The sequence below is a fragment of the Leisingera sp. M523 genome, from assembly GCF_025141335.1.
GTDB lineage: Bacteria > Pseudomonadota > Alphaproteobacteria > Rhodobacterales > Rhodobacteraceae > Leisingera.
Genome location: NZ_CP081036.1, coordinates 417247 through 437500, shown reverse-complemented (window position 1 = coordinate 437500; position 20254 = coordinate 417247). Strand labels below are relative to the sequence as shown.

The following is a 20254-nucleotide window of genomic DNA, read 5'->3' as shown; positions in this document are numbered from 1 at the left end:
GGGAATGCACCGGTCAGCGGTTCAGCGGAATGTGCCAGCGCAGCGTCAGCGAATTCACGCCCGGGTTCTGGTCCGCGGTCGAGGCGTTGGATTTGTGGCTAAGCGCCAGCGACACCGCCTTGCCATTGTGAAACCGCTTGCCAACCGCCAGCAGGCTGCGGATTTCAAAGGTAGAGCCCAGATCATTACCCAGCGAGCTTTCGTGATAAGCGCCCGGCATCACGCTGGTCTCAATGAACCAGTTGTTCTTCAGGTCAACCACGCCGCTGATGCCGACGCCTGCGAACACATCGCCGGTTTCCTGCACCTCCAGCACCGCGCCGAACCGGGTCGACAGCAGCCGCCCCTCGTGGAACGGCGCATGCAGATACTCCGCTGCAAACAGCGCGCTGTCTTCGGAACCCGCACGGGAATAATTGGAATAGCCCAGCCCCAGCGTCACTTCCTGGGCGGCGGCAGGCATGGCTGCGGCAGCACAAAACGCGGCTGCCAGCATAGCTGTCTGTTTCATTTCTAGCCCCTCGCAGAATTATTTTCTTTGCACCAAGATATTTTAATTTGCTGCTTTTCCTAGTCACCTCACGAAAAAGCAATATGAGGGTTCACTGTGCGACCCCGCACAGAGAGAGATTGTGGCACATATGTCAGCCATCCTTGCCTTGCGTGCAGGCTCAATGCTGCCTAGAAGCAGCTCCCAAGTGGTATCAGGAGGCCGGTATGGGCTTTAAGATGGGAATCGTCGGCTTGCCCAATGTGGGTAAATCGACGCTGTTCAATGCGCTCACCAAAACCGCCTCGGCGCAGGCGGCCAATTTTCCGTTCTGCACGATTGAGCCCAATGTGGGTGAGGTCGGCGTGCCGGACGCGCGTCTGGACAAGCTGGCGGCGATTGCCGGCTCCAAGCAGATCATCCCGACCCGGATGACATTTGTCGACATCGCCGGCCTGGTCAAGGGCGCGTCGCAGGGCGAGGGCCTGGGCAACCAGTTCCTGGCCAACATCCGCGAAACAGATGCAATTGCCCATGTGCTGCGCTGTTTTGAAGACGGCGACGTGACCCATGTGGAAGGCCGTGTCGACCCGGTTGCTGACGCCGAAGTGATCGAGACCGAGCTGATGCTGTCGGACCTTGAAAGCATCGAGAAACGCCGCGCCAATCTGGTGCGCAAGCTGAAGGGCAACGACAAGGAAGCACTGCAGCAGGACCGGCTGCTGGCTGCGGCCCAGGCGATGCTCGAAGACGGCAAGCCCGCCCGTCTGGTCGAGGTTGACGCCGATGACGCTAAGGCCTGGAAGATGCTGCAGCTCTTGACCACAAAGCCGGTGCTGTACGTCTGCAACGTTGGCGAATCGGAATCGGTTGAGGGCAACGCGCATTCTGCCAAAGTGGCCGAAATGGCCGCGGCGCAGGGCAACTCCCATGTGATCATCTCGGCCCAGATCGAGGAAGAGATCAGCCAGCTGGACGCCGACGAAGCCCAGATGTTCCTGGAGGAGATGGGCCTGGCCGAGGCCGGTCTCGACCGATTGATCCGCGCAGGTTACGAGCTGCTGCACCTGGAAACCTATTTCACTGTCGGCCCGAAAGAGGCCCGCGCCTGGACCATCCGCAGCGGCACCGCAGCGCCGCAAGCGGCCGGCGTGATCCACGGTGATTTCGAGAAGGGTTTCATCCGCGCCGAGACCATCGCCTATGACGAATTCATCGCCTGCAATGGCGAGCAAGGCGCCAAGGAAGCCGGCAAGATGCGGGCGGAAGGCAAAAGCTACGTCGTCAAAGACGGCGATGTGCTGCACTTCCTGTTCAGCAAGTAACCCGGGGATTGCAGCCTTGATTTTCAACCGCCCGCCAGCCCGTCTGGCGGGCGGTTTGCGTTTTACAGCCAGTTGGGGCAATCCTGTGCAAACCAGGCATTTCAAGCCGGAACCTACGGGACCGGCGGCGCAAACGCGCTATCCTTAACCCTGAACGCGCCAAGGACGGACCTCATGGAAAAAGACGACAGCATCAATGTTCTGGGCGGCCCGCTGGCGCCTTGCTCCACTGCGCCGGTGACCGGATTTTTCCGCGATGGGCATTGCAACACCTGCGCCGAGGATCAGGGCAGCCATACAGTTTGCGTGGTGATGACTGCGGAATTCCTGGCGTTCAGCAAATACGTCGGCAATGACCTGTCGACCCCGCGGGCCGAGTTCGGCTTTGCCGGCCTGCAGCCTGGCGACCGCTGGTGCCTGTGCGCGGCACGATTCCTGCAGGCAGCGGATGAGGGCTGCGCCCCCAAGGTGCATCTGGAAGCCACCCATCAGCAGGCACTGGAGATTGTGCCGCTCAGCATTCTGCAAAGCTATGCCGCCGATCCGGCCTGAACCGGTCCGGATTGCTGGATTGACCTGCCCGATTGCCCTCCCCGATTGACCGGCAGCGGGAAAAACCGTTATTGCATCGTCAAGCCAGCCCGCCGGCCCCTCGCCTGCGCCAGCCTCCCTGCATTTCACCACACCGACAAGGAGGCTCCTGCATGAGCTACATCGCCATGAACCGTTTCAAGATCCGCCCGGGCCGCGAAGCCGATTTTGAGACCATCTGGAAACAGCGGGAAAGCCGCCTGAAAGAGCTGAAGGGGTTCCGCGAATTCCGCCTGCTGAAAGGCCCGGAAGGCGCAGACCACCATCTCTATTCCAGCCATGTGATCTGGGACAGCCGCGAAGATTTTGAGGCCTGGACCAAATCCGAACAGTTCCGTGCTGCGCACCGCGATGCGGGCAAGCGCGAAGGCGAAAGCCCGATCCTGGGCCATCCGCAGTTCGAAGGGTTCGAGACCGTCCTGCACGAGGCCTGACCCGAACAGAAAAAGGCGCCCTGCGGGGCGCCTTTTGTGTTACCGGGTTGTTGCCGTTACTCCTCGAAGCTGCGGCCTTCTTCGGTGTCGGACATATCAAAGCCCAGATGCTTGGCAACGGTGAACACGTCCTTGTCGCCGCGGCCGCACATGTTCATCACAATGATGTGGTCCGACGGCAGCTTGGGCGCGATCTTCATCACATGGGCCAGCGCGTGGCTGGGCTCCAGCGCCGGGATGATGCCTTCGGTGCGGCAGCTGACCTGGAAGGCTTCCAGCGCTTCCTTGTCAGTGATCGAGACATATTCGGCGCGCCCCGATTCATGCAGCCAGGAATGTTCGGGGCCGATGCCCGGGTAATCGAGACCAGCGGAAATCGAATAGCCTTCCTGGATCTGGCCGTCCTCATTCTGCAGCAGATAGGTGCGGTTGCCATGCAGCACGCCCGGACGCCCGCCAGTGAGGGAGGCGCAGTGCTGGATCCGGTCATCCACACCCTTGCCGCCCGCTTCCACGCCGATGATTTTCACCGAGGGGTCATCCAGGAATGGGTGGAACAGGCCAATGGCGTTGGAACCGCCGCCGATCGCAGCAATCACAGTATCCGGCAGACGGCCCTCGCCTTCCTGCTCGGCCAGCTGCCAGCGCACTTCCTTGCCGATGATCGACTGGAAATCGCGCACCATCGCCGGATACGGATGCGGACCTGCCGCGGTACCGATGCAATAAAAGGTATCGCGCACATTGGTGACCCAGTCGCGCAGCGCGTCGTTCATTGCGTCCTTCAAGGTGCCGCGGCCCGAGGTGACCGGGATCACTTCAGCACCCAAAAGGCGCATGCGGAACACGTTCGGCGCCTGGCGCTTCACGTCATGGGCGCCCATGTAGACGATGCACTTAAGGCCGAACTTGGCGCAGACGGTGGCAGTCGCCACACCGTGCTGGCCGGCACCGGTTTCGGCGATGATCCGTGTCTTGCCCATACGGCGTGCCAGCAGGATCTGGCCCAGCACGTTGTTCACCTTATGCGCACCGGTGTGGTTCAGCTCGTCACGCTTCATATAGATCTTGGCGCCGCCCAGCTCGGTGCTCAGACGCTCGGCGTGATAGAGCGGACTGGGACGGCCAACGTAATGCGTCCACAGATCCTTCATCTCCGCCCAGAAGGCAGGGTCGTCCTTGGCGCGGTTATATTCGGCCTCAAGGCTCAGGATCAGCGGCATCAGGGTTTCCGAGACAAACCGTCCGCCAAAGATGCCAAAACGCCCCTGTTCATCCGGACCGTTCATGAAGCTGTTGAAAAGATCGTCGGCCATGGTTCTTCCCTCTCTCGCAGCGCCCGCAATGACTATAGCGCCCCGCTGCCTTGGTAAAGAGGGGTTCAAGCAAGCAGGCACATCCGGCGAAGGCCGATGCCCTGCCGGAATGTCTGATAGCCGCCGCTTGCTGCTGGTCCTGAAAATTAAGAGGATAAGTTTGGCGGCGCTGCCAACAAGCGGAGGCGGGCGGGTGTATTCGCCCGCGTGCTATACGTTGTCTCTGCACGCCCCCAATGATTGAGGCCCTGTTCCTAAGTGCCGGAAGTGTCAGGTCCAGGGTGACCGCGATCAGGGGAAAGCATGGCAGAACGGGTTTAAGACGGCATGAGGGCAGCGTGCGCCGGCTGCGCAACACCCGGAAGGCATACCAGCTAGGCGCGGTCGCGTAGTGAGTATTTTTGGAAAGATGAAGACACGGGACGATGCATCTTCATCTTTCTCCAAATACTCAAATCCCGCCGGCTGCCGCATTTGCACCGGCTGCTGCGGCGCGGGGCTTCAGCCACGGGAAGCGTGCGCCGCCCTGGTGAAATCTTCGATCAGCGCGGCGTCTTTCTGCCCCGGCGCGCTTTCGACGCCGGAGGAGACATCGACCTGACGCGCACCGGTCATGCGGATCGCCTCGGCGACGTTGCCCGGGGTCAGGCCGCCGGCCAGCATCCAGGGTTTCTGCCAGTATTTGCGGCCCGCCAGCAGCCGCCAGTCAAAGGCCAGGCCGTTCCCGCCCGGCAGCGCGGCCTCTTTGGGAGGCTTGGCGTCGATCAAGAGCTGATCAGCCACCTGTTCATAGAGCGCAATCTGCGGCAGGTCGGCGGCATCGGCGATGCCAACGGCCTTCATCACCGGCAGGCCGTAGCGGGCGCGCACCTCGGCCACCCGCTGCGGGCTTTCCTTGCCATGGAGCTGCAGCATATCAAGCGGCACCGCGGCTGTGATCGCATCAAGCTCTGCATCTGCGGCGTCTACTGTCAGCGCTACTTTGCACAGGCCGGCGGGGGTTTCGACGGCCAAAGCTGCGGCCTGTTCGATGCTGACGTTGCGCGGGGACTTGGGGAAAAATACAAAACCGGCATAAGCCGCCCCTGCCCCGGCAACGGCCGCAACATCCTGCGGCGCGCTAAGCCCGCAGATCTTGACCCGGATCTCTGTCATGGCGGTGTCAGCCCGCGTCTTCCAAAAGCGCCAGAACTTCGTCTTTGCCTTCGTTCTTCTGCTTTTTCAGCTTGCTCACTTCGCGGTTCAGCCTGCGCGCCTCGCGCGTCTTCTGCGCGGCTTCGCTGCGGTGCTTGTGCTCGCGCAGCCATTCCCACAGGAAGCCGATCACCAGCCCGGCGCCAACCCCGCCCAGCACCACCGCAAACAGCGGCAGCGCAATGGTGAAGTTGAAACCAAAAAGCTCGCCCAGTGCCGAGGGCATCAGCTTCAGTTCGACAAAAGATCGGTTTGCAAGGGCAACCGAAACCAGCACAATGGCCAGAGACCCCAGAACCGCGTAGCGAATGTAACGCATCAGGCTTTCCCGTTCAGGCGGTCCCTCAAGAGCTTGCCAGTCTTGAAGAACGGCACATGTTTTTCATCGACATGGACCGTTTCACCGGTGCGGGGATTGCGACCGGTCCGCGAGTCCCGCTTTTTGACCGAAAAGGCGCCAAAGCCGCGCAGCTCAACCCGGTCGCCGCGGGACATAGCATCGGTCACTTCCTCGAACACCGTGTTCACGATCCTCTCCACATCCCGCTGATACAGGTGCGGGTTTTCGTCTGCAATCATCTGAATCAACTCAGAGCGGATCATGTTCTTTTTCCTCCCAGGCTGCCGGTATGTTCTGGCTATTATTTTGAGAGTATAGGAAAAATTCTTGCGTGGGGGAACAAAATGCCGCGGGTCCGGCAGCTAAATCGGCGGGAGTTCACCGGGTTTTCCGCCTCCAGCCTGCCATTTCGGGGCGGCAAGCTGCCGCCGCAGTGCGGCATTCCCCGTTGCCAGGCGCGCTGCGGCGATTTGATTCGGAGCGGCAGACAGCACCCGGATCACACAGGCCCCCGGCCCAGCCCTGCGGTGTGCCGGCCACAGCGGTGTGATATTTCCCTGCCATAGAATCTGCTGAGACCGGTTGATTCCGCCGCCAAGGAAGGCCGAAGCCGAAACCATTCACTTAACCGGCAGCGCAGGATGCGGCATACAGCCGCCGCATACGCCGCAAATGAAACTTTATTTCCACAAGGTAAAATTATTTGTTGTAAAGCGCCCTGGATCCGCCATCCTTTCCGTGAACCAGGCGTGTCAGAGGACCTGACCGGCCCGGTGCGTTTCGAACCGGCATGCTCGGCCCATTGGCGGCAGCATAGGCCGGCCTGTCAAAGCTGGTGGCAAACAACCGGCGGGAAGACAAACCAACTTGGAGAAAACTGGAAATGCCATTGGACGTGAGCACGATACACGCTCAGCAAGTTACGCTGAATTCACTGGTACAGAATATTCTGTACGCTTCCGGGATCGTCGGGGCCATTCTGGTCGTCGTCGGCCTGCTGCTGATTGATGCAGGCACTGCACGGCGCAGGAATCTGTTCAACTCGACGATTGAAAAGACGCTGGGGTTCTTCCTCGGGTTTGCGACCTACTACGTCATCGGTTTTGGCCTGTGGGCCGGGCAGTATTACATCATGGAAGGCGCGACCATGATGGATTCCATCAAGGATTGGTGGCTGGGCGGCGCCCTGACCAATGCGATGGCGCATCATACGGACCCGGGAACCTTTCCGGGGCTGAACACCTTCCAGATCTTCATCTTTTTCCTGGCGGTGTTTGCCGGGATCATCAACATCCTGCTGCATTTCGCAGTATCTGAACGGATGAAGGCCTCGGCCTATTTCATCACCTGCATTGTCGCCGCGGTGGTGTCCTCGGGCCTCAGCTGGGCAACCTGGGGGTCGGTCGGGCCGCTGACCAATGCGGGCTTCCACGATTTCTTTGGTGTGGGTTTCGTGTATCTGTTCCCGGCCGGAATGGCGCTGGTATTCACGCCCAAGCTGGGCGCGCGCCCCGGCATGATGGCGCCGCACCCGCGGATCTCGGCCTATCTGGCGCCGAGCATCGGGTTGTGCGCTCCGGGTCTTTTGCTGATCTTTGCCGGCTTGCCGATGGTGATCCTGTCCTGCCTATTCTTCTTTGATCCCGAAGCGCTGGCCGTCAGCATCACCATGGCCGACACCAGCGTCGGCATCGCAATCAACAATTACGCGCTGGTCTGGGCCGGCGGTGCGGTGACTGGCCTGCTGATCGCCTATGCCACCGGTAAATACGCCTATACGCTGCTGGGCCCGCTGGCGGGCTATGTCGCGGGCGCGTCCGGCTTTGATGTATATCTGCCCTGGCAAGCGTTCATTGTCGGGCTGGTGGCGCCGTTCATTGCCTATGCGGTCTATGAGTTCACGCTGAAGCGCGGCATCGACGAACACAAGCTGTTCCCGCTGTTCCTGGGCTGCGGTACCTTCGGAATGATCATGCTGGGCCTGTTCAAGGCTGGCACCCCGCGCGGCGGTTACTTCGGGGTTGAGGAAGGCGCCTATGCGTTCCAGCACGGGGAAATCTCGCTGGTGATGCAGCTGGCGGGTACTGCTGTCTGCATCGGCACCGGTGTTGTCACTGCGCTGGTTCTGGCCTTCATCCTGGAACGCACCGTGGGGCTGCGGGTGTCCGAGGACGACCAGATCGACGGGCTGGACGGCAAGGTCTGGGACCTGGAGCCAGATGTCATCACCCACGCGGACAGCGCGCAGCGCGCCTGATCGCACCGGGATCGGGAGAGAGGCCCTGGCGGAAGCCGGGGCCTTTTCCGTTCGTGCCCCTGATACGGCGGGAATCGGCTATAGTCACTCTCATCAACAGAGAGGAGACCGCCATGCTGTACCCGCTTGCCTCGCTTGAGGCCGACAAACTGGACGCGATCAAGAGCTTGGAAAAGGACATCGGCAGCCCTGTGGTGGCGCTGGCGGGTGTCGAGGCAAACACCGCCCCCCTGCCCGATGACCAGCTGAAGAAACTGCAGGAACTGGAAGCGGAACTGGGCGTTGTGCTGGTGGCCGTTCGGCCGAACTAGCGGGCGCAGCGGACAGGCGCGGCACTGGCCAGGACGCGGTTGAAACGCTGGCCGCTGCTGTGGCTGTTAAGGTCCGCTGTGCGGCACTTTTCGGACGTTTGCCCTTGCGGCTATTGCTTGCGCAGAAAATGCTCGCGGGCGCGGCATGGTTCCCGCCGCTACGCAGCGTGTGTCGCCAGAGCGGATGAAGTGGATGGCTCCTGCTCCACCGGCGTCTGAAGCCCAACCAGCATTGGAATGCACCTGGCATGTGCGCTGGCTCCAGCCGCATCCTCAGCCGTCAACGCATTTTCCCCATAGACAGCCCCAAGAGCCCCGCGGCTTCCGCCTTGGGAGGTTTTCCAACGCGGGCCGGTGTCGCGCCAAACCGCACCCTCATGCCGCGGCCCGCATCAGAAAACCTTCACCAGTGCCGGTCTTGACCGGGGCAATGGCGGTGCCGGCCCGACCATGGTGATGTTCCGCTACGAACCTGGCTGGGGCGCCGGGCATGCTCTCCGCTTCTTCAAGGGCTATCGCGGGCAATTTGTGCAATGCAACGGCTATGAAGCCTATGAGAAGCTCACCAAGGCCGATCGGACCGTGAGCCCATGGGTGCTCGTCCATTGCTGGACGCATAGGCGCCGACGCTTCGTGAAGCGGCTCAAAAAGGACGGCTTGCCGATCGCTGAAGAAACTCTGCGCCAGATCGCCGAGCTCAATACCGTCGAGAAATCCGTGCGCGGCCTGCCCGCCGAAGCCCGGCTTGCTGCCCGGCACGAACTCTCTGCGCCGGTCATCGCGGCCTTCTGGCCCTAGCTCGAGGTGCGGCTGTCACGCATTCCGCGTTCGTCCGAACTTGCCGAGGACAGCTGCCTTTCCGGCACGCTGCGCGCGTAGCTCGACGGCCATCCTAGAAGCCGCATCGACGACCTCATGCCCTGGAACTTCTCGCCCGCGTCAAGCCGCGCCGCGCAAGGGAGCGCCGGGGCGCTTGTTCCAGTTCGTGAAACGGGGCGAAAATTCGAATGCATAATTCCCAGGGGCGAGTGCCATAGAAGCGCGTGGATACCTGGCCTTCTGTGCGGCCTGCAGCGCAGCCCGGTCCAGGTTTGAACTGCCGGAACTTTTGGAAATCGCCGCCGCAGTCAGCTGCCCTTGGACCAAGACCCATAAACGCACCCTTGCTGTCCCCTGTTCTCCTCCCCGGGGCCGCCGCATCTGACGTTCGATCCGGGAGAGAAAAGCCACGCCGCTCCGTCGCTTCAGCCGGGCTACACGTGCAGAATTCCCGGTGTTGCGCTGTCTCCGTTCTCCGGCCTGGGCGGCACAACCGAAAGAGGTACCCGCGGAGCGATCTGCAAGGTCAGCAGGAAGAAAATCAGCAGCAGGAACACCACGTCGATCATTGGCGCGAGGCTGAGGCGCTTTTTTTCAAGCGCGGTGGTCCAAAGGCCAGCCTCATTCTGCGGCGTGCCGCAATGCCGGGCCGCCAGTTCCGCCTTGGCGGTGCGGGTGGTTTCCTTCTTTGCCCTCTCCGCATTGAATTCGGGCTTCAGCACGGCACGCACCGCAGACAGCGTTACCCGGTCCAGCGGTGTGCGTCCTGCGGTGGCTAGGCGCTGCGTGCCCCTCGCCCCTTGAACAAGCTATGCTTCGGTCCGCGATTTGCGCCAGGCGCCCGCCTGCACAAGCCTGGTTACACACCAGAGAAACAGCGCGAGAGTCAGCACCGACAGCCCTGCAATCACCCACAGGGCGGGGCCGCCGCGGCCATGAAATCGATCAAAGGGGCAAGGAACATCGCAGCCTCCTTCAGTGGCCCGGGTTTTCCGGTTCTGTTTGCTCTGCACCGCGGTCAAAGCGCTCGGTGTAGGACGCTGTCAGGCGGCTGGGGCCGTGCAGCAGCCGCCATTGCCGGATGCCATTGCGCCAACCTGCCCGGCCTTCGCGGGTGTCCGGCTCTTCCGCCGCCCCGGCAGGGGTTTCTGTATTAAGCAGCTCCCACACCGCCTGCTTGCCCTGGCAGTATGCTTCGGCGCCCCAAGTGCTCAGCAGTTTCTGGAACGCGTCAAAGGCGGCGCGGTTGAACACCTTGTCCTCGCCCAGGCGGCCTATCACCGGGTTCTCAGGATGGACGCCGCAGCAGGGCACCCAGCCTTCGGGGATAGGCGTGTTGGCGGAATGGGTGCGCTCGGCGCGCAGCAATTTGGGCAGCACATGGGTATGCGGGCCTTCGGGGGACTTGCCGCCGGTGTCGGGACCGCCGATCATCTGGTAAACTTCAACCCGGCCAAGGCGGGTCAGCAGCACCCGGTGCGGATGGTGCTTCAGGATTGCCCCCATCGCCGGGTTGCCGTGCTCAAACAGCGTGCGGCCGGCGTTTTTGTTCAGCACGTCCAGCAATTCCGGATCGGCGGTGCGGATGCAGAAATCCGCCTGGTACTGGCCCAGGCCCATGTCGAACAGCAAAGCGCGGCGGTCTTCGTCGCGCAGGGCGCCTTCGTCGGGGCCAAGCGTGGTCAACGCACCGCGCCGGTTCATTGCGGCCTCCGCCTGCGGCAGGCACAGCGACACGGCTTGCGTCCAGCGGTGCGGCTTGGGGCTGAGCGTTTCATAAGCAACCGGGCGCACGCCCTCCAATGTGTCGATGCGCACGCCACCGTGGGAGGTTACCTGCATCAGCCCGGCATGTTCCTGCGGGGCCGGGTCGCCATAGACATGGTGGAACTCGGCAATGGCGCCAAAAGACCCCATGTTCCAGCCGCAATCTTCTTGTATCAGCGCATCTTTCAGCACCTGTTGAAGCTCAGGCATGTGCTGCCCTCCTGTTGGTTGATTTCCATTCCAGGGCGCCCAGATGGACAGCCTGGTAAACGGCTTTGCCTATGGCTTCGCCGGTAGCGGTATGCAGCCCGGCATAAGGAGTTGCACCAGCCGGTGCCGCCACCGCGACACAGTCGGTTCCGGTACCGGTCGCAATGCCGCCTGGCAGGACGATGCCCGCCTCCATCACGGCCGCTGTGCGGGCCTGGACCGCGATACTCATCGCTTCGATCAGCCCGGCCTGGGTCAGCCCTTCGGAGAGGCGCAGTGCGACATTGATGGTTCCCCAGTTGCGGCTGGCGTAGTCCATCCGGCTCCCAACCTGCTCGGCGTTGGACAGGCCGACGGTGGCTACCGCATGGGCGGTGATGCCTTCTACATTGGCCGTTGCCTCGCAATAGCGGCGCACATCGCGAGAGGTGAGGAAGGCCACGGCATCCTCGCAGTCCCTCTGCGCCAGTTCACCTGCGAACCATTCGGTGACATCCAAATCCGGTGGCAGGTCGCTGTTGCGGACCTCGCGCCACAGGATACGGCGGGCAGCGGCAAGGCCGGGGCGGTTCACTGCCCAGCTCAGCACCTGCATTTCGGCACCGAGGTCAAATTCGATCCAGGGGCGTTCCAAGGTGACCCTGCCCATCACAGCACCTCCAGCGGCTGGAACACCGGCCCTTGCGCCGTGGTCTCATGCCAGACCGAGATGCCAAAGGCGCGAGCCATCAGGTCCGGTGTCAGCACCTCAGCGGGCGCACCATCAGCCAGTATTCCGCCTTCGGCCAGCAGGATCAGCCGGGTGCAGTGGCGTGCGGCAAGCCCAAGGTCATGCAATGATACCAGCGCGGCGCGGCCTTCGGCCGCGTGGCTGGCAAAAACCTCCATGGTGGAAATCTGATGCGCCGGGTCCAGCCCGGCGGCGGGCTCGTCAGCCATCAACAGCGGCGTGTCCTGCGCCAGCGCGCGGGCAATCAGTGCGCGGGCCTGCTCGCCGCCTGACAGGCGGGAGGCTGCGCGCTGCCGGAACGGATCCAGTCCCATGCGCTCAATCGACTGATCGACCAGCGCCTGATCGCCATGCGGCAGCCGCAGCCCCTGCGGCAGATGCGGCAGGCGGCCAAGCGCCACCAGCCGCTCCACCGGGATCGGCCAGGCAATCTCGCGCGATTGCGGCATCCAGGCCACCGCGCGGGCGCGCTCCGACGCTTTCATCGCCGCCAGCGAGCTGTGCCCCTGCGCCGGGATCAGCCCCAAGGCGGCGCGCATCAGGCTGCTTTTGCCGGCGCCATTCGGCCCCAGCAGGCCAACGAATTCACCTGCTTGGATTTCAAACGACACATCACGCAGCACCGGGCGGTTCCGCAAGGTGACAGAGAGGTTCCGAACCGAAAGCACGCTCATGCCAGCCCCTTCCGCGTCTTGTAGATCAGATGCAGGAACAAGGGCGCGCCGACCAGGGCGGTGACCACTCCCAGCTTGAGGTCCCGCGACGGCAGGATGATCCGCACCGTGATATCTGCCAATTGCAGCATGATGGCGCCGCCAAGTGCCGAGGCCCACAGCAGCCGCGACGGCTGGCCGCCAACCAGCGGGCGCAGGATATGCGGCACCACCAGACCGATGAAACCGATGGCCCCGGCCACCGCGGTTGCACCGCCGACGATGCTGGCGGTTCCAATGACCAACAGCAGCCGCAGCCGGTTCAGGTTCATTCCCATCGTCTGGGCCGCATCCTCGCCCAGGGTCAGCGCATCCAGCCCCCGCGCCAGCGTCAGAAGGACCGCGGCCCCGGTCAGCGCAAAGGGCAGCACCAGCCAGACATGCAGCATCGAGCGGTCCGCCAGCGAGCCCATCATCCAGAACACGATCTCATTGGCGGCAAAGGGGTTGGGCGACAGGTTCAGCACCAGCGAGGTGAGCGCCGCTGCCATCGCTGAGATCGCGATCCCCGCCAGGATCAACGTCAGCGAGCCGCCCTGCGGTCCGGCCAGCGCCATCACCAGAAACACACCCGCCAAAGCGCCCGACAGAGCGGCCAGCGGCAGGCCCAGGGTGAGGCTGGCCGCCAGCCCGGTGTTGATTGCCAGCACCGCCCCCAGCGCCGCTGAGGAGGACACACCGATCAACCCCGGCTCCGCCAGCGGATTGCGCAGATAGCCCTGCATCGCCGCCCCCGCCAGCCCCAGCCCGCCGCCGATAATCACCGCCAGCAGCGCCCGCGGCAGCCGGATTTCGCGCATCACCAGCGTCAGAGGGCCATAGCTGTTGTCAAAAAGGGCCGCCAGGCTTTCGCCGATGCCCACATCCGCAGGCCCCACGGTCAGCGACAGCAGGAACAACGCCAAAACGGCCGTGGTAAGCATTAGCATCAGACGGGTCATTCCCGGCCCTCCTTTTCAAGAAACCTGCGGCGTTCCTCGGCCAGCGCCGCCACCGCGCGCAGCACATGCGGGGTGCCGCAGACCCAATCCGCATCGCGGATCTGCCCGGCACCGCTGCGGCCCGCCAGGCGGCGCACTGCCGGATGCAGCAAAACTTCCTCGCTGCGCGAGCCGCGCGGATAGGGAGAGGTTCCGATCAGCAGGTCCGGTTCCGCCATCGCCAGCACCTCCAACGGCATATGACCGGAGCGGCCATAGCCCAGCTCATCCGCGATATTGCGCAGCCCCGCCGCGCGCAGGATCTGACCCGCAAGGGTCTTGCTGCCGGAAGTGAACCCGTTGGCGGCATAAAGCGCGGCACGCGGCGCCTCCGGCCCGGCGTGCTCGAACGTTTCCAACTGCTGGTCATAGTCTGCCAGCAGTGCGCGGGCCGCGTCTTCACGGCCCAGAACCTCCCCCATCTGCAGGATGCGCGCGCGCACATCCTGCAGCGAGCTGGCAGGCCGGAACACCACCACCGGCACGCCAAGACGGCGCAGCATATCCGTGGTGGCCGGGGTCGAATAGGCGCCGGCAATCACCAGGTCGGGCCGCAGCAAGTAGATTTCTTCGGCCAGCCCGTGGTTGATTGGATAGGCCATGGCCGCGTCAGCCATAGCCGAGGCGCGTGTGTCCCGCGCGATGTAGGAGACCGAGGCCAGCTGGCCAGGTGCCGCAAGCAGCATCGCCAGCTGGTCAGTGCAAAGGTTCATCGACACCACGCGCGACGGCCCGGCAAAAGCACCGGTGGCGGCCCACAAAAGGGCCAGGACTATGCCGGACAGCCTGCGCATGGATCAGAACGAGGCCCTTACGCCGACATAGGCGGCGCGGCCGCGCTTGGCGTAGCCCCAGACGTCGGCGTAGTCCTCGTCGAACAGGTTGGTGACACGCCCGGTCAGCACGACGTTTTCCGTCAGCTCATATTGGGCCGAAACGTTGACAGTGGTGTAATCGTCGAGTTCGGCAACCGCGCTGGAGTTGAAAAACTGAGTGTCCCAGTTTCCAGCGACATGCCGGATGTCGGTGGTGATGGAACCGCGGCCGTTGAAGGTATCGAGCGTGGCGCTCAGCAGCAGTTCATGTTCGGGGCGCCGGACCTCGACCGAACCGTCCTGGTTGCTGGCGTCCAGATAAGTATAAGCCAGGTTCAGATAGAGGCTGTCCGTAGCATCCAGGCTTGCGGACAGCTCGACGCCCTTGCGGTCGCTGTCACCCGCCTGGTTGCGGAATGTGTAGTTCCAGACGGGGGCAGTTTCGTCTTCCACGTAGCTTTCGATCTCGCCTGTCAGCGTTTCGTCAAAATAGGTCACATCGATCAGCCCGCGTCCTTGCAGGAAAGGTACCTCAATACCGATGTCGAAACTGCGATTTTCCTCAGGCAGCAGATTTTGGTTGCCGCTATAGGTGAAGGACCCGTAGTCCTCATCGGCAAACAGCTCAAAGTAAGAGGGGTTCACAATGCCGGTGCCCGCAGAGCTATGCAGGCGCACTCCGCTGCCTGCAAATGTGTACGAGGCACTGGCGTTCCAGCTGGTGGCGCCCTCAAAAGCACTGTTGCTGTCGTGGCGCACGCCCAGCTGCAGATCCAGGCCATTGTCAAAACTGCCGCGGTATTCGAGAGCAATCGAGTTGGTTTTTCGCCGGAAGTCAGGATTGGAGCTGCTGGAATCCTCCTCCCATTCCAGCATCGCGTTCAGCAAATGCTCCGCCTGATCCGCTAACTGCCCGTCCAGGCCGAAGCTCAGCAGGTACTTTGCTGCTTCAGTCTTGGTCTCGGTTGGAGTGCCGCCGTTGCGGGATCGATCGAAATCAGTGCGCTCCAGCGAGAGCCGATGCTTCAGACGGCCGCCCAAGGTGTCCAGTTCAGCATAGACCTGGTCCAGCTGCTCATCGCGGTCACTGAATTGCGTGGGATCATCCACGACATAGCTGGCCGCATCCGTTGCCGTGAATGAGGTGCTGTCGCTGTCATAGCGTTCATCCGAAGTGCGGACGTTGAAGCCGAGCTTCAGCCGGTCGGTGACGAGGTAATCGCCTTTCAGCTGCAAGGTGTTGCGGCGGATGCCGTCCTCTTCGCCGCCATCGCCGGAGGCATCGTAACCGTCGTCATTGTCATGGGTGAGGCTGAAGGAAATGCCGCCGCGTTCGGTCCGTGACGAGATCCGCGCCAACGCCCGGTAGCCGTCCGAACCCGCCTCGGCGCTGCCGCCGTATTCCGTGCCGATACCGCCGGACTTGGTGATGATGTTGATCACACCGGCTGAGGCATTGGAGCCGTAAAACACCGACTGCGGGCCGCGCAGGACCTCGATCCGCTCGATATTGGCTGTGTCCAGGCCGGACAGGATGTACTCGCTGTCACCGCCAGAGGCTTCGACGCCGTCGATCAGGATCAGCGTGTGATTGGCTTCGGCGCCGCGGATGCGAACCTGGGTAAAGCTGTCGCCGGAGCCGTTTATCATCAGGCCGGGAACGGAACGCAGCGCGTCCTGCACGGTGCTGATGCCGCGGTCTTTGATTTCTTCGCTGGTCAGAACTGAGACGGAGCGCCCGTATTTCCGGGCCTCAACCGGTGTGAAGCCGCCGGAGATGATAATCTCCGCCAGGTCGGTGACCTCTGGATCCTGGGCGGTTGCGATTGCGGGGGTGACGGCCAGGGCCGCGGCCAGGGTCAAGCTTGCCTTGCGCATATTCCATTCCTCCCGGCCCGCGCAACAATCGCAGGCCAAGTGACTGCCCAAGCGGGCAGTGTATTCGGGTCGGGTCTTTGGAAGGCTTTGCCTCCGCAGACGGTGAAAACTGCCACCACTACGGAAATCCGTTATCTACGGCGCGCCCCGCACCGGGATAGGGTGATCATCCTGGCAGGTCTCCTGACTCGCGGGTCGAAGCTTTGCCGCGCCTTCCCGCCCCTTTGGGCAGTGGCATCTCGCAGCATTGCTCTCCGCTCACAGTTGCGGGGGCAGTCACGGATTCAGCGCCTGTTGGCTACACTTCACCGTGTTCCCTTTTACCCGGGTGGTCTCCCAGCCGGACCAGAATGTCCGGGACTTAGGCAAACTGAAATTGCTATGTCAAGCGGAAGCAAACTCAACCGAGGTTGCTATGGATTGGCTTCAGGATGGAATGAAAAAAACAAATGTTTGAATTTAGGGGCTTACGTCCGGAAAATCTCCGTGAAGAAATTTGATTTTGAGCACTGGGGATGTGGCTAAAGAAAAAGGAGTATGCCGCACCGCGGCCGATACTGCTGTTCGATCTCAAGCGGGACTTAGGAAGCGAGATCTCGCACTGCAGGCAAGTCCGTCATTGCTCCTTTCCAATGCCCGTTGAAAACTGGAAGGTCCGCTTTCTGCGGCTAGTGTCAAAAGTGTTTCCATTTGCCCTGTCTGTTTGCAGCCGCGGTGAATGAAAGGCGTCTCCGCACTTCGGGCATTGCCCACCAAAACATCGCTGAACCATGCCTAACCCTCGGCACTTCCTTTTACCGTGCAGCGGGCGGTTTCCGGCAGTGCAGCGGGCCGACGCGCTGCACGCGTGCCGCGAGAATTCGGCACTTCCGCAATGGGCTCGAACCAGCCCTCCCACCCAAGAAAAAAGCCCCGCAGACACCTGCGGGGCTTTCGTTTTCAGCAGCCGTGAGGCCGGGGAGATTATTCGTCGCCCGACTTCAGTGCGGCGCCCAGGATGTCGCCCAGCGATGCGCCGGAGTCCGAGGAGCCATACTGTTCCACAGCTTCTTTCTCTTCTGCAATCTCGCGTGCCTTGATCGACAGGCCCAGACGGCGGGTCTTGGAGTCGACGTTGGTGACGCGGACGTCGACCTTGTCGCCAACCGAGAAGCGCTCGGGGCGCTGGTCGGCACGGTCGCGCGCCAGGTCGGAGCGGCGGATGAAGGACTTCATGCCTTCGTATTCCACTTCAACGCCGCCGTCTTCGATCGCGGTCACGTTCACGGTCACGATCGAGCCGCGCTTCACGCCGCCAACCGCTTCTGCGAACTTGTCGCCGCCCAGAGCTTTGATCGACAGCGAGATACGCTCTTTGTCGACGTCCACTTCGGAAACAACGGCCGAAACCATGTCGCCCTTGCGGTAGTTCTGGATCGCTTCTTCACCGCGCTCGTCCCAAGACAGGTCGGAGAGGTGAACCATGCCGTCGATGTCGCCGTCGAGACCAATGAACAGACCGAATTCGGTGATGTTCTTGACTTCGCCTTCGACCTCGGTGCCTTCCGGGTTGGCTTCGGAGAAGACTTCCCACGGGTTGCGCATGGTCTGCTTGAGGCCCAGGGACACGCGGCGCTTGGCACCGTCAATTTCCAGAACCATGACGTCGACTTCCTGGGAAGTGGAGACGATTTTGCCCGGGTGGACGTTCTTCTTGGTCCAGGACATCTCGGAGACGTGCACCAGACCTTCGACGCCCGGCTCCAGCTCAACAAATGCACCGTAATCGGTGATGTTGGTGACACGGCCCTTGTGGACCGAGGACAGCGGGTACTTGGCGCCAACCAGATCCCACGGATCTTCCTGCAGCTGCTTCATGCCGAGGGAGATACGGTGAGTCTCTTTGTTGATCTTGATGACCTGAACCTTGACGGTTTCGCCGATCGACAGGATCTCGGAGGGGTGGTTCACACGGCGCCATGCCATGTCGGTGACGTGCAGCAGGCCGTCAACGCCGCCCAGGTCAACAAACGCACCGTATTCGGTGATGTTCTTGACCACACCGTCGACCGCTTGGCCTTCGGTCAGGTTGCCGATGACTTCGGCACGCTGTTCGGCACGCGATTCTTCCAGGATGGCGCGGCGCGAGACAACGATGTTGCCGCGGCGGCGGTCCATTTTCAGGATCTGGAACGGCTGCTTCAGACCCATCAGCGGGCCGGCGTCGCGCACGGGGCGCACGTCGACCTGCGAACCGGGCAGGAACGCAACAGCGCCGCCCAGGTCGACAGTGAAGCCGCCCTTGACGCGGCCGAAGATCGCGCCTTCGACGCGCTGATCGTCTGCGTATGCTTTTTCCAGGCGGTCCCAGGCTTCTTCACGGCGGGCCATCTCACGCGAGATAACGGCTTCGCCGCGGGCGTTTTCAGCCGAGCGCAGGAAGACTTCCACTTCGTCGCCGACAGCGATTTCAGCAGCTTCGCCGGGATTTGCGAATTCTTTCAGATCAACGCGGCCTTCCATTTTGTAGCCGACGTCGATGATGGCCTGACCGGCTTCGATTGCCAGTACTTTGCCTTTGACAACCGAACCCTCGTCCGGTGTGTCCATTTCGAAGCTTTCATTCAGGAGGGCTTCGAAATCCTCCATTGATACGTTTTGAGCCATGAGGTCTCAGATTTCCTTTTCATACGGTTTTTCTGGCCATGCGGTTGTCTCCGCCGGTCTTGGTTCAGCCGCACAGGACGTGGCCCGGATCACATCTGATCAAACAAACACAAAGGGCCGAGGTGTGCCTCAGCCCTGCTCAGATGTGTCATCCGGACGTTGACCGCCCTTGTACCGACAGCGCGCGTATAGGCGGATTCCCGGTTGCGTGCAAGGGGAAGCTGATCAGAGCTGCGGCAGGCGGCTTGGATTGCCGCTTGCCGCAGTGTTCACGCCTCAGGCGATCTCGGTCACGATGCTGTCGCGGGATTTGCGGACCTTTTTCATCGGCAAGAGCCAGTCGCCCTGTTCTTCCCGGGTGCCGAGCGGCAACAGCAGGACCGAGCGCAGGCCACGGTCCTTGAGACCCAGGATTTCATCGATTTTTTCCGGCGTGAAACCTTCCATCGGGGTGCTGTCGACCTCCAGTTCGGCGGCGGCGGCAAGGGCGAAGCCCAGCGCGATATAGGCCTGGCGGGCAGCGTGGTCGTGGTTGGTGCGCTCTTCACGCGGCAGATAGGTCGCCTTGAGGTTATCATAGTACTGGTTCAGCATCGGAATCTCGCCGCGCTCTTCGGTCATCTGGCGGGTGACCGCGTCGATGCGGTCTTCCGAGTAGTTGTCCCAAGCGGCAAAAACCAAAAGATGCGAACCGTCGGTGATCTGGGCCTGATCCCAGGCATGCGGGCGGATCTGCGCGCGGATTTCAGGGTTGGTGATGACAAACACCTCAAACGGCTGGGTGCCGGAGGAGGTCGGCGCCATGCGGATCGCCTCGATAATCTGCTCGACTTTTTCCTGCGGCACCGGTTTTGCCGGGTCCATCTTCTTGGTTGCGTAGCGCCAGTTCAGTTTCTCGATCAGGGTGCTTTTGCTCATGTCTTGAGTCCTTTCTCGGCAGGCTGCCAGGGGTGGTATATATTTGTGACTGGCTATATAAGGGGTACCGGAAGGGGCGCAAGAAGGCACAGGTTTGAGCCCCGGTAACACGGAAGGAACCGCCATGGCAGACGCCGCCAAATGCCCGGACTGCAGCCGCATAAACGAGGTGCTGTCGCGGGTCGGGGACCGCTGGAGCGTGCTGGTGGTGATCTCGCTGGCGCAATACGGGGTGCTGCGGTTCAACGAGCTGAAGCGGAACCTGGGGATTTCCCAGCGGATGCTGAGCCTGACCCTGCGCAGCCTGGAACGCGACGGGCTGGTCAGCCGCACCTATTACCCGACGATCCCGCCCAAGGTGGAATACGCGCTGACCCCGCTGGGAGAATCGTTCCGCGAGCCATTGCGCGCGCTGGGGCTTTGGGCACTGGAGCATTTGCCGGTGATTGATGCCGCACGGGCCGAGTTCGGTGCGGCTGCGGAGGCGGAAAAGAAATCCGCCTGATGGCACTGAATGGCA

The 20254-nt window shown here is 62.2% G+C and carries 22 protein-coding genes and 1 riboswitch; of the genes, 7 read left to right on the top strand and 15 right to left on the bottom strand.

Annotated elements, in window-relative coordinates; translation table 11 throughout:
* Nucleotides 1-13: 13 nt before the first annotated feature.
* A complete protein-coding gene (locus tag K3557_RS02175; RefSeq protein WP_259997386.1) occupies nt 14-511 on the bottom strand; it encodes an acyloxyacyl hydrolase in 498 nt (165 codons plus the stop codon).
* Between the two features lie 206 nt (nt 512-717).
* Between K3557_RS02175 and ychF the strand changes: the two genes are divergently transcribed.
* From ychF to K3557_RS02160, 3 genes are all read left to right on the top strand, one after another.
* Nucleotides 718-1815, top strand: a complete 1098-nt coding sequence (gene ychF, locus K3557_RS02170; protein WP_259997384.1) for a redox-regulated ATPase YchF — start codon at nt 718-720, stop codon at nt 1813-1815.
* Between the two features lie 174 nt (nt 1816-1989).
* Nucleotides 1990-2367: a DUF2237 family protein gene (locus tag K3557_RS02165; protein WP_259997382.1), complete on the top strand. Its 378-nt coding sequence runs from the start codon at nt 1990-1992 to the stop codon at nt 2365-2367.
* 152 nt (nt 2368-2519) lie between these two features.
* Nucleotides 2520-2840 (top strand): antibiotic biosynthesis monooxygenase, encoded by a 321-nt coding sequence (locus K3557_RS02160; protein WP_259987239.1) that lies wholly within the window; start codon nt 2520-2522, stop codon nt 2838-2840.
* A gap of 56 nt (nt 2841-2896) precedes the next feature.
* Here K3557_RS02160 and trpB read toward each other — a convergent pair whose 3' ends face one another.
* The 4 genes from trpB to ihfB all read right to left on the bottom strand — a co-directional run bounded on the left by trpB (nt 2897) and on the right by ihfB (nt 5953).
* Nucleotides 2897-4156 (bottom strand): tryptophan synthase subunit beta, encoded by a 1260-nt coding sequence (gene trpB, locus K3557_RS02155; protein WP_259997381.1) that lies wholly within the window; start codon nt 4154-4156, stop codon nt 2897-2899.
* A 501-nt stretch (nt 4157-4657) separates the two neighbouring features.
* Nucleotides 4658-5311, bottom strand: a complete 654-nt coding sequence (locus K3557_RS02150) for a phosphoribosylanthranilate isomerase (RefSeq protein ID WP_259997379.1) — start codon at nt 5309-5311, stop codon at nt 4658-4660.
* Between the two features lie 7 nt (nt 5312-5318).
* Entirely contained in the window at nt 5319-5669 is a 351-nt protein-coding gene (locus tag K3557_RS02145; protein ID WP_129371945.1) for a LapA family protein, read from the bottom strand.
* Nucleotides 5669-5953 (bottom strand): integration host factor subunit beta, encoded by a 285-nt coding sequence (gene ihfB / locus K3557_RS02140; RefSeq protein ID WP_129371946.1) that lies wholly within the window; start codon nt 5951-5953, stop codon nt 5669-5671. The genes K3557_RS02145 and ihfB overlap by 1 nt, the downstream gene beginning before the upstream one ends.
* A gap of 632 nt (nt 5954-6585) precedes the next feature.
* Between ihfB and K3557_RS02135 the strand changes: the two genes are divergently transcribed.
* From K3557_RS02135 to K3557_RS02125, 3 genes are all read left to right on the top strand, one after another.
* Complete coding sequence (locus tag K3557_RS02135; RefSeq protein ID WP_259997377.1) at nt 6586-7947, top strand: ammonium transporter; 1362 nt, start codon at nt 6586-6588, stop codon at nt 7945-7947.
* A 113-nt stretch (nt 7948-8060) separates the two neighbouring features.
* Nucleotides 8061-8258 (top strand): hypothetical protein, encoded by a 198-nt coding sequence (locus K3557_RS02130; protein WP_259997375.1) that lies wholly within the window; start codon nt 8061-8063, stop codon nt 8256-8258.
* 450 nt (nt 8259-8708) lie between these two features.
* On the top strand, nt 8709-9056 hold the full coding sequence (locus K3557_RS02125; RefSeq protein ID WP_259997373.1) for an IS66 family transposase: 348 nt from the start codon (nt 8709-8711) through the stop codon (nt 9054-9056).
* A 141-nt stretch (nt 9057-9197) separates the two neighbouring features.
* On the opposite strand, the gene K3557_RS20540 is transcribed toward K3557_RS02125, so the two are convergent.
* The 10 genes from K3557_RS20540 to K3557_RS02080 form a co-directional block, all read right to left on the bottom strand.
* Complete coding sequence (locus tag K3557_RS20540) at nt 9198-9458, bottom strand: energy transducer TonB (protein WP_409201211.1); 261 nt, start codon at nt 9456-9458, stop codon at nt 9198-9200.
* A gap of 53 nt (nt 9459-9511) precedes the next feature.
* Entirely contained in the window at nt 9512-9799 is a 288-nt protein-coding gene (locus K3557_RS02120) for a biopolymer transporter ExbD (RefSeq protein ID WP_259997371.1), read from the bottom strand.
* A gap of 253 nt (nt 9800-10052) precedes the next feature.
* Nucleotides 10053-11054 (bottom strand): DUF6925 family protein, encoded by a 1002-nt coding sequence (locus K3557_RS02115; protein WP_259997369.1) that lies wholly within the window; start codon nt 11052-11054, stop codon nt 10053-10055.
* Nucleotides 11047-11703: an adenosylcobinamide amidohydrolase gene (locus K3557_RS02110; RefSeq protein ID WP_259997367.1), complete on the bottom strand. Its 657-nt coding sequence runs from the start codon at nt 11701-11703 to the stop codon at nt 11047-11049. The genes K3557_RS02115 and K3557_RS02110 overlap by 8 nt, the downstream gene beginning before the upstream one ends.
* The gene (locus K3557_RS02105; protein ID WP_259997365.1) at nt 11703-12458 is read right to left on the bottom strand and encodes an ABC transporter ATP-binding protein; all 756 of its coding nucleotides are present in this window, start codon (nt 12456-12458) and stop codon (nt 11703-11705) included. Before K3557_RS02105 ends, K3557_RS02110 begins: the two co-directional genes overlap by 1 nt.
* A complete protein-coding gene (locus tag K3557_RS02100) occupies nt 12455-13438 on the bottom strand; it encodes an iron ABC transporter permease (RefSeq protein ID WP_259997364.1) in 984 nt (327 codons plus the stop codon). Before K3557_RS02100 ends, K3557_RS02105 begins: the two co-directional genes overlap by 4 nt.
* Nucleotides 13435-14271 (bottom strand): ABC transporter substrate-binding protein, encoded by an 837-nt coding sequence (locus tag K3557_RS02095; RefSeq protein WP_259997363.1) that lies wholly within the window; start codon nt 14269-14271, stop codon nt 13435-13437. Before K3557_RS02095 ends, K3557_RS02100 begins: the two co-directional genes overlap by 4 nt.
* Before the next feature lie 3 nt (nt 14272-14274).
* A complete protein-coding gene (locus K3557_RS02090; protein ID WP_259997362.1) occupies nt 14275-16170 on the bottom strand; it encodes a TonB-dependent siderophore receptor in 1896 nt (631 codons plus the stop codon).
* A gap of 155 nt (nt 16171-16325) precedes the next feature.
* A riboswitch (cobalamin riboswitch) is annotated at nt 16326-16535 on the bottom strand.
* A gap of 598 nt (nt 16536-17133) precedes the next feature.
* Entirely contained in the window at nt 17134-18816 is a 1683-nt protein-coding gene (rpsA, locus tag K3557_RS02085; RefSeq protein WP_259987267.1) for a 30S ribosomal protein S1, read from the bottom strand.
* 276 nt (nt 18817-19092) lie between these two features.
* On the bottom strand, nt 19093-19734 hold the full coding sequence (locus K3557_RS02080; RefSeq protein ID WP_259997361.1) for an NAD(P)H-dependent oxidoreductase: 642 nt from the start codon (nt 19732-19734) through the stop codon (nt 19093-19095).
* Nucleotides 19735-19858: 124 nt separating this feature from the next.
* Between K3557_RS02080 and K3557_RS02075 the strand changes: the two genes are divergently transcribed.
* Nucleotides 19859-20239, top strand: a complete 381-nt coding sequence (locus K3557_RS02075; protein ID WP_259997360.1) for a helix-turn-helix domain-containing protein — start codon at nt 19859-19861, stop codon at nt 20237-20239.
* Nucleotides 20240-20254 lie beyond the last annotated feature (15 nt).

Excerpts from the sequence above, each read along its gene's own strand:
- K3557_RS02175 (WP_259997386.1), bottom strand. The coding sequence starts at position 511 with ATGAAACAGACAGCTATGCTGGCAGCCGCGTTTTGTGCTGCCGCAGCC.
- ychF (WP_259997384.1), top strand. The coding sequence starts at position 718 with ATGGGCTTTAAGATGGGAATCGTCGGCTTGCCCAATGTGGGTAAATCG.
- K3557_RS02165 (WP_259997382.1), top strand. The coding sequence starts at position 1,990 with ATGGAAAAAGACGACAGCATCAATGTTCTGGGCGGCCCGCTGGCGCCT.
- K3557_RS02160 (WP_259987239.1), top strand. The coding sequence starts at position 2,520 with ATGAGCTACATCGCCATGAACCGTTTCAAGATCCGCCCGGGCCGCGAA.
- trpB (WP_259997381.1), bottom strand. The coding sequence starts at position 4,156 with ATGGCCGACGATCTTTTCAACAGCTTCATGAACGGTCCGGATGAACAG.
- K3557_RS02150 (WP_259997379.1), bottom strand. The coding sequence starts at position 5,311 with ATGACAGAGATCCGGGTCAAGATCTGCGGGCTTAGCGCGCCGCAGGAT.
- K3557_RS02145 (WP_129371945.1), bottom strand. The coding sequence starts at position 5,669 with ATGCGTTACATTCGCTACGCGGTTCTGGGGTCTCTGGCCATTGTGCTG.
- ihfB (WP_129371946.1), bottom strand. The coding sequence starts at position 5,953 with ATGATCCGCTCTGAGTTGATTCAGATGATTGCAGACGAAAACCCGCAC.
- K3557_RS02130 (WP_259997375.1), top strand. The coding sequence starts at position 8,061 with ATGCTGTACCCGCTTGCCTCGCTTGAGGCCGACAAACTGGACGCGATC.
- K3557_RS02125 (WP_259997373.1), top strand. The coding sequence starts at position 8,709 with ATGGTGATGTTCCGCTACGAACCTGGCTGGGGCGCCGGGCATGCTCTC.
- K3557_RS20540 (WP_409201211.1), bottom strand. The coding sequence starts at position 9,458 with ATGCGGCGGCCCCGGGGAGGAGAACAGGGGACAGCAAGGGTGCGTTTA.
- K3557_RS02115 (WP_259997369.1), bottom strand. The coding sequence starts at position 11,054 with ATGCCTGAGCTTCAACAGGTGCTGAAAGATGCGCTGATACAAGAAGAT.
- K3557_RS02110 (WP_259997367.1), bottom strand. The coding sequence starts at position 11,703 with ATGGGCAGGGTCACCTTGGAACGCCCCTGGATCGAATTTGACCTCGGT.
- K3557_RS02105 (WP_259997365.1), bottom strand. The coding sequence starts at position 12,458 with ATGAGCGTGCTTTCGGTTCGGAACCTCTCTGTCACCTTGCGGAACCGC.
- K3557_RS02100 (WP_259997364.1), bottom strand. The coding sequence starts at position 13,438 with ATGACCCGTCTGATGCTAATGCTTACCACGGCCGTTTTGGCGTTGTTC.
- K3557_RS02095 (WP_259997363.1), bottom strand. The coding sequence starts at position 14,271 with ATGCGCAGGCTGTCCGGCATAGTCCTGGCCCTTTTGTGGGCCGCCACC.
- K3557_RS02090 (WP_259997362.1), bottom strand. The coding sequence starts at position 16,170 with ATGCGCAAGGCAAGCTTGACCCTGGCCGCGGCCCTGGCCGTCACCCCC.
- rpsA (WP_259987267.1), bottom strand. The coding sequence starts at position 18,816 with ATGGCTCAAAACGTATCAATGGAGGATTTCGAAGCCCTCCTGAATGAA.
- K3557_RS02080 (WP_259997361.1), bottom strand. The coding sequence starts at position 19,734 with ATGAGCAAAAGCACCCTGATCGAGAAACTGAACTGGCGCTACGCAACC.
- K3557_RS02075 (WP_259997360.1), top strand. The coding sequence starts at position 19,859 with ATGGCAGACGCCGCCAAATGCCCGGACTGCAGCCGCATAAACGAGGTG.